This window comes from Longimicrobium sp. (assembly GCF_036387355.1).
Taxonomy (GTDB): Bacteria; Gemmatimonadota; Gemmatimonadetes; order Longimicrobiales; family Longimicrobiaceae; genus Longimicrobium.
In genome coordinates, this window is the sequence record NZ_DASVTX010000065.1 from 1 (window position 1) to 7325 (window position 7325).

Consider the following 7325-nt stretch of genomic DNA (forward strand, 5'->3'; position numbering starts at 1 on the left):
GCAGATCCTTCGTCGGCGCCAGATTGCCGTCTCGCTGCAAGTGCCCCCCGGCGCCTCCTCAGAATGACAAGTTGTTGCGCAGAAGCGAGTTAGGAGCGAAAAGCCTGTCATCCTGAGCGGAGCGCTGCGCCGTTGCCTCCGCCCCGCCGAACCGTGGCGCGGAGTCGAAGGATCTACTTGCCGCCGAGCCAACGCCGCGACACGCACGCCCGTTCTCACAGGCATAGCAGATCCTTCGTCGGCGCCAGGTTGCGGTGCTGCCTACAGTTCGTCCGGCGCCTCCTTAGGATGACAAGCTGCTGTACCGCAACTGGTTAGGAGAAGAAGCGCTGTCATCCTGAGCGGAGCGCCGCGCCGTATCGTCAGCCGCGCCGAACCATGGCGCGGAGTCGAAGGATCTACTTGCCGCCGAGCCAACGTCGCGTAACGCACGCCCGTTCTCACAGGCATGGCAGATCCTTCGTCGGCGCCAGGTTGCGGTGCCGCCTCACACTTCGTCCGGCGCCTCCTCAGGATGACAAGTTGTTGTACCGCAACTGGTTGGGGAGAACCCTCGCTGTGGTCCGGAGCGAAGCGGTGCCATCACCTCATCGGCCGACGGACATCGCGCTCTGGAGCCGTCAGCCGGGGTGGACGCGTGTGCCGGGAACGCCGAGCAGCTGGTACCCCTCCGACCGCGCCACGTACGTCGCCGCCGTGATGTCGCCCGCCACGTTCAGCGTGGTGCGGCACATGTCCAGAATGCGGTCCACGCCCAGGATGATGCCGATGAGCGCCGGATTCACCCCGATGGTCGCCAGCACCACGATGATGAACGGGATGGACCCCGACGGCACCCCCGCCGTGCCGATCCCGCCCAGGATGGCCAGGTACGCGATGGTGATCTGCGCGGCGATGGACAGGTCCACCCCGGCGATCTGCGCCAGAAACAGCACGGTGACCCCCTCGTACAGCGCCGTCCCGTTCTGGTTGGCCGTGGCGCCGACGGTCAGCACGAACGAGTTGATCTCCTTGGGAACGCCCAGGTTCTCCTCCGACACGCGCAGCGCCGTGGGCAGCGTGGCGTTGGACGAGGACGTGCTGAACGCGGTGAGCAGCACCGTGCGGATGCGCCGGAAGAACTCCAGCGGAGAAATTCGGGACAGCAGCGCGACCGACAGGCTGTACACGCCGAACATCTGCAGCCCCAAGCCCAGCAGCACCGTGAGGACGAACCACGCCAGCGTCCCCAGCAGGTCCAGCCCGAACCCCGCCGTGTTGGCAAAGAGCAGGGCGAACACCGCGTACGGCGCCAGCTTCATGATCACCTCGATGAGCCGCGCCGAGATGGTGAACAGCGACTCCATCGCGTGCACGAAGGGCGCGGCCGCCGCCTGCCCGACCAGGGTGCACGCCACCCCCAGCGCCAGGGCAAAGAACATCAGGTGCAGCAGGTTGGGCGTTTCCGACGCCACCGCCGCGATGGGGTTGGCCGGGATCACCGTCTCGATGATCTGCGTGAGCACCGGCTTCTTCTTTCCCTCCTCGCCGCCCACCGCGGCCTTGACCCGCTCCTGCGCCTGCGTGCCGTACCGCTGCTCCAGCGCCGCCGCCGTCTGCGCCGACATCCGCTCGCCCGGGCGAATGGTGTTGGCCAGCGTGAGGCCGATCACCACGGAAATGGCCGACACCACCAGCGTGTAACCGAACGACTTGAGCCCCACGCGCCCCAGCTTGCGCACGTCGCCGATCCCCGCCACGCCCACCACCAGCGCGGCGAACACCAGGGGGATCACCACCATGAGCAGCAGGCGCAGAAACAGGCCGCCGATGGGGGTGGCCAGGTTCTGCACCGTCCACACCAGCCGCGGGTGCTCCGGCCCCAGCGCCGCGTTGGCGGCCACCCCCGTGACCGCGCCCAGCACGAGGCCCAGCAGAATGCGGGTGTGCAGCGGCATGCCGCGCGGCCGGTCCGGCGTGCCGTCGTCCAGGTCGGTGGTCATTGCGCGCTCCCACGCGTCGGGCGGGGGAGCGCCGGGTGTGGCCCTGGGTTCTTCCATCCGTCGACCGGTGCGGAAAGGTTGACAAAAAGTTGGGGGCGCGCCGTGGGCCGGGCGGCACAATCCGCTTCGGCCCCCGTTTGCACAGGCCGCCCGCGCATGTACGGAGCCCGGCGGGAACCGTCCCGCCGGGCTCCGTGTCCATCCGCCGCGCCTGCCTCAGCCGTGGCCCGGCCCCTCGGCGCGACCGGCGACGGGCGGCGCCGCGGGGCCGATGCCGTCCGGGGCAAAGTGGGCCTGCGCGCGCAGGATGCGGGCAAACGACCAGAAGGTCAGCCCCAGCACGAAGATCCACGCCAGCGCCATGAACAGGAGGGCTCCCGGGCTCATCGCGCCACCTCCCGGCCGGGAATGGTTCCCAGAAAGGTGTCCTCCACCTCCACGAACCCGGCCCGGTCGTCGTACCGGTTCCGCTTCCACGCGATGCGCACCATGATCGCGAAAAAGACGCCGATGGCCAGAATCAGCAGCCGCGACACGTGCACGTACACCTCGCCGCCCTCCGGAATGGCGCCGCCGGCCCCCCGGCCGCCCTCCAGCCGCAGGAACGGGAGGGCCTCCGTGGCGCCCCACCAGAGCAGAATGACGCCCAGGTACGCGGGGGTCACGTAGGTCATGATGAACTTGTAGATCCGCGGAATGCGGATGTCAGCCCCCTGGTGAATGGACTCCCACGCCGTTTCGGGCTTGAACACCCACATGAACAGCACGACCTCCACAAAGGCCATCACCGCCAGGCCAAAGGTGCCCGCCCAGTAGTCCCACTCCCAGATGAAGCCGTACTCGAACCAGAAGATGGACAGCAGGCCGAAGCAGAACGCCACCAGCCCCACGATCCACGACACCGTCTCGCGGCGGTAGCCGAACTCTTCGCGGTAGAACGCCACGATGGGCGTGGCCATGGCCACCGACGAGGTGATGCCGGCAAAAAACAGCAGCCCGAACCACATGGCCCCGAACACCTGCCCGAACGGCATGGACTGGAACACGATGGGCATGCTCACGAAGCCCAGGTTGAACGACCCCGACTGCGCCACCTGCATGGCCCCCGCGACGCCGAAGAAGGCCACCGCCGCCGGAATGGCGATGGACCCGCCCAGCACCACCTCGGCGGTCTCGTTGGTGGCGGCCGTCGCCACGCCGGACAGCGCGATGTCGTCCTTCTTGGAAAGGTACGACGCGTACGTCTGCAGCGTCCCCATGCCCACCGACAGGGTAAAGAAGATCTGTCCCGCCGCGGCCAGCCACACCGTGGGCTCGTCCATCCGCGAAAAGTCCGGCTGGTAGATGAACTGCAGCCCCTGCACCGGGCTCACCCCGTTCTCCCCGCCGCCCAGAAACATCACGCGGACGGCCAGGACCAGCGCAAACACGAACAGGATGGGCATGCCGATCCGGGCCAGCTTCTCGATCCCCGCCGAAATCCCCCGCGACAGCACCCAGATGGTGGAGCCCAGCGACAGCACGAAGAAGAAGATGGGCACCCAGGGGGCGTGCACGCTGCCATCGCCGATGACCTGGTACGAGGTCAGGTACCCCGACATCTGCTCCTGCGTGGTGAGCCCCCAGTAGTCCCCCGTGATGGAGAACCAGGTGAAGGCGAGCGTCCAGCTCATCAGCACCGTGTAGTAGCTCAGCACCACCAGCGGAATCACCAGCCCGATCACGCCCAGGTACTTGGCCGCCGGGTGCTTCCAGATGGCGCCGAACATCCCGGGGATGTGGCCTTTGCGAAAGCGGCCCCCGTTGCGCCCGATCCCCCACTCGATCCACATGAGCGGGATTCCCAGCAGCAGAAAGGCGATGAAGTACGGGATCATGAACGAGCCGCCTCCGTTGGCGGCCGCCTGTCCGGGAAAGCGCAGAAAGTTGCCCAGGCCCACCGCGTTCCCCGCCATGGCGAGGATGAGGCCGATCCGGGAACCCCACGCTTCGTTGGACTGCCGTGTCTGTGCGTCCGAGGGCACGATGCGTCCGGGTAAGAGGGGGTAAGGGCGCCGCCCTCCGCCGCGGCGGATGAGGGCGGACGGTGCGCGCGGGAGCCGCGATCCGCGGTTCGGTTCCGCCGGTCCCGTGGCGTGCTACCGCCGCGGCGCGGACCGATGTTCCATCCAGAGCTGCTGCCGCCTTGCCGAACGGCGGCCGTCCGCCATTCTCACCCCGGGGCATCCATTCGTCAAATGCATGTTTCTGGCATCACACCGTCACTTTTTTGGATGAATGCACCGCGCCGCGCGCCCGCACCTTGAGGCGCGAGTGCGCGGCGCGTTATGTTACCCGGCTACCACCGCCCGCAAGCCCATACCTGACGGACAGATGCGCGCCGACGAGATCCGCTCCCAGTTTCTGGACTACTTCGCCCGGCAGGGGCACACGGTGCGCCCCTCGGGCTCGCTGGTGCCCGCCGACGATCCCACCCTGCTGTTCACCAACGCGGGGATGGTGCAGTTCAAGAAGATCTTTCTGGGCATGGAGGCGTCGTCGTTCACCCGCGCCACCACCAGCCAGAAGTGCGTGCGGGCCGGCGGCAAGCACAACGACCTGGAGAACGTGGGCTACACGGCCCGGCACCACACGTTCTTCGAGATGCTGGGCAACTTCTCCTTCGGCGACTACTTCAAGCGCGACGCCATCCGCTTTTCGTGGGAGCTGATGACGGAGGTGTACGGCATTGACCGTGAGCGGCTGTGGGTGACCGTGCACCACACGGACGACGAGGCGCGCCAGCTGTGGATCGAGATCGCCGGGATGCGGCCGGAGCGCATCTTTGGCCTGGGCGACAAGGACAACTTCTGGCAGATGGCCGACACCGGCCCCTGCGGCCCCTGCTCGGAGATCCACTTTGACCGCCGCCCCGAGGGCGAGCGGACGGAGGTGACGCGCGAGCAGTTCGAGGAGCTCACCGACAAGGGCGACATCCTGGAGTTCTGGAACCTCGTCTTCATGCAGTACGACCGCGACGCGGACGGCGAGCTGCACCCGCTCCCCGCGCCGTGCGTGGACACGGGGATGGGGCTGGAGCGCCTGTGCAGCATTCTGCAGGGCGTGGACACCAATTACCAGACGGACCTGTTCGCCGAGATCATCGGCCGCGCTGTGCAGGTGGTGGGCGTGCCGTACGACTACCACACGGAGCAGGGGGTGAGCTACCGCGTGCTGGCCGACCACGCGCGCGCCACGGCGTTCCTGCTGGCGGACGGCGTGTTCCCGAGCAACGAGGGGCGCGGCTACGTGCTGCGCCGCATCCTTCGCCGCGCCGTGCGCCATGCCTGGCTGCTGGGCCGGCGCGAGCCCACGCTGGTGGAGGTGGTGGACGAGGTGATCGACCGCATGGGCGCCACGTATCCGGAGCTGCTGGCCCGCCGCGACTTCATCGTCAAGAACACGCGGGCCGAGGAGGAGCGCTTCCTGGCCACCATCGACGCCGGCATTCGCCTGTTCGACCAGCTGGCCCCGGTGGGCGGCTCGGGCACGGTGTCCGGCTCCGACGTCTTCAAGCTGTACGACACCTTCGGCTTTCCCGTGGACCTCACGGAGCTCATGGCGCGCGAGCGGGGCTACGAGGTGGACCTGGCGGGGTTCGAGACGGAGCTGGAGGCGCAGCGCACCCGCAGCCGCGCCGACCGGGCCGCCAGCGGGGTGGGGATGGACGACTCATTCTCGCTGGGATGGGAAGAGGTGCCGGGCGCGGCCGGCGCGGAGCAGGACTTCGCCGCCTATCGATCGGTCGCGTCGGAGACGGACGTGCTCGCCTTCCGCCGCATGGACGACGGGCGGATGGCGCTGCAGCTGCGCGAAAACCCGTTCTACGCCGAGAGCGGCGGCCAGGTGAGCGACCGTGGCCACGTGCGGGGCGAGGGGTGGGCGCTCGCGGTGGACGAAGTGCGCAAGGTGGCGGGACGCGTGGCGGTCATCGGCCCGGTGGAGGGCGACTTTGCCCCCGGCCGCGTGCAGGCGGGGATCGACGTGCCGCCGCGCCGCGACACCGAGCGCAACCACACGGCCACGCACCTGCTGCACGCCGCCCTGCGCCGCGTGCTGGGCGAGCACGTGCACCAGCAGGGCTCGCTGGTGACGCCGGAGCGCCTGCGCTTCGACTTTACGCACAGCGGGCCCATGACGCCGGACCAGATCTCCGAGGTGGAGCGGCTGGTGAACGAGGCGGTCTGGGCCAACGAGGACGTCTGCATCAACCAGATGTCGTACCCTGAGGCCACGGCGCGCGGCGCCATGGCGCTGTTCAGCGAGAAGTACGGCGACGTGGTGCGCGTGGTGGAGATCCCGGGCGTCTCCATGGAGCTGTGCGGCGGCACGCACGTGCGCACGACGGGGCAGATCGGCCTGTTCCGCATCGCGTCGGAAAGCGGCGTGGCGGCGGGGGTGCGGCGCGTGGAGGCGGTTACGGGGCGCGAGGCGTTCGACCGCGTGCGGCGCGACGAGCGGGTGATCCGCGAGGCCGCGGGGCTGCTCAAGACGCGCGAGGAGAACCTGATCCCCCGCATTCAGCAGGTGCTGGAGCAGGGGCGCGACCTGCAGAAACAGCTGGACAAGGCCCGCGCCTCCGGCGGCGCCGACGTGCTGGGCGGCATGCTGGCCGCCGCCGAGCCGGTGGACGGCACCAGGCTGATCCGCGCCTCGGCCACCTTTGACGGCGGCGTGCAGGAGATGAAGGCGCTGGGCGACAAGCTGCGCGAGCGGCTGGGGAGCGGCGTGGCCGTGCTGGCCGACAAGGGCGAGAAGCCCATGTTCGTCGCCGTGGTGACGGACGACCTCATTCAGCGCGGCGTGCACGCCGACAAGCTGGTCGCGAAGGTTGCGGAGCTCACGGGCGGGCGCGGCGGGGGCAAGCCGCACATGGCCCAGGCCGGCGCGGGCGACCGCGAGCGAATGGACGCCGCCATGGAGCAGGTGATCGACATCCTTCGCCCCCTGCTGGCCGGCTCCGCGGCGTGACGCCGGCCGAGGCGTGGATCCGCGGGCGGCTGGGCGACGCGCCGCCCGCGCTGCTCGCGGAGATGATCGGCGCGCTTCCCGCGGACGCGTCGCTCCCCATCCCGGCGGCAATGGGACAGGGCGCGCACTCGCTCCTGGCCACGCTCTCGGGCGAGCCGCGTAGCGAGGCGCTGCCGCTGCTGGCCGCGGACGCGCTGCTGACCCACGCCTTTGCCGCCCAAGCCGAGCTGGATCCGGACGGGATCGCGGCGCTGGCGGAGCGGTGGGGGGCCGCGGGAGCGCTGGGCGAAATGGCGGCGCGGTAACTCGCGGCCGCATGCAGGGTACAGAAGG

General features: G+C 69.3%; 5 protein-coding genes. 2 read left to right on the plus strand and 3 right to left on the minus strand.

The genetic code is table 11. The features are described 5' to 3' along the window. Positions 1 to 620: 620 nt before the first annotated feature. The 3 genes from VF665_RS03140 to VF665_RS03150 all read right to left on the minus strand — a co-directional run bounded on the left by VF665_RS03140 (position 621) and on the right by VF665_RS03150 (position 4006). Entirely contained in the window at positions 621 to 2039 is a 1419-nt protein-coding gene (locus tag VF665_RS03140) for a dicarboxylate/amino acid:cation symporter (RefSeq protein ID WP_331051947.1), read from the minus strand. Positions 2040 to 2198: 159 nt separating this feature from the next. Continuing rightward, positions 2199 to 2369 carry a hypothetical protein gene (locus VF665_RS03145; RefSeq protein WP_331051948.1) on the minus strand — a complete coding sequence of 57 codons (171 nt, stop codon included), beginning with the start codon at positions 2367 to 2369 and terminating at the stop codon, positions 2199 to 2201. Further along, the gene (locus tag VF665_RS03150) at positions 2366 to 4006 is read right to left on the minus strand and encodes a sodium-dependent transporter (protein WP_331051949.1); all 1641 of its coding nucleotides are present in this window, start codon (positions 4004 to 4006) and stop codon (positions 2366 to 2368) included. Before VF665_RS03150 ends, VF665_RS03145 begins: the two co-directional genes overlap by 4 nt. A 349-nt stretch (positions 4007 to 4355) precedes the next feature. Between VF665_RS03150 and alaS the strand changes: the two genes are divergently transcribed. Together alaS and VF665_RS03160 are read left to right on the plus strand one after the other, a co-directional pair. Further along, positions 4356 to 6992 (plus strand): alanine--tRNA ligase, encoded by a 2637-nt coding sequence (gene alaS, locus VF665_RS03155; protein ID WP_331051950.1) that lies wholly within the window; start codon positions 4356 to 4358, stop codon positions 6990 to 6992. After that, the gene (locus tag VF665_RS03160; RefSeq protein ID WP_331051951.1) at positions 6989 to 7297 is read left to right on the plus strand and encodes a hypothetical protein; all 309 of its coding nucleotides are present in this window, start codon (positions 6989 to 6991) and stop codon (positions 7295 to 7297) included. The genes alaS and VF665_RS03160 overlap by 4 nt, the downstream gene beginning before the upstream one ends. Positions 7298 to 7325 lie beyond the last annotated feature (28 nt).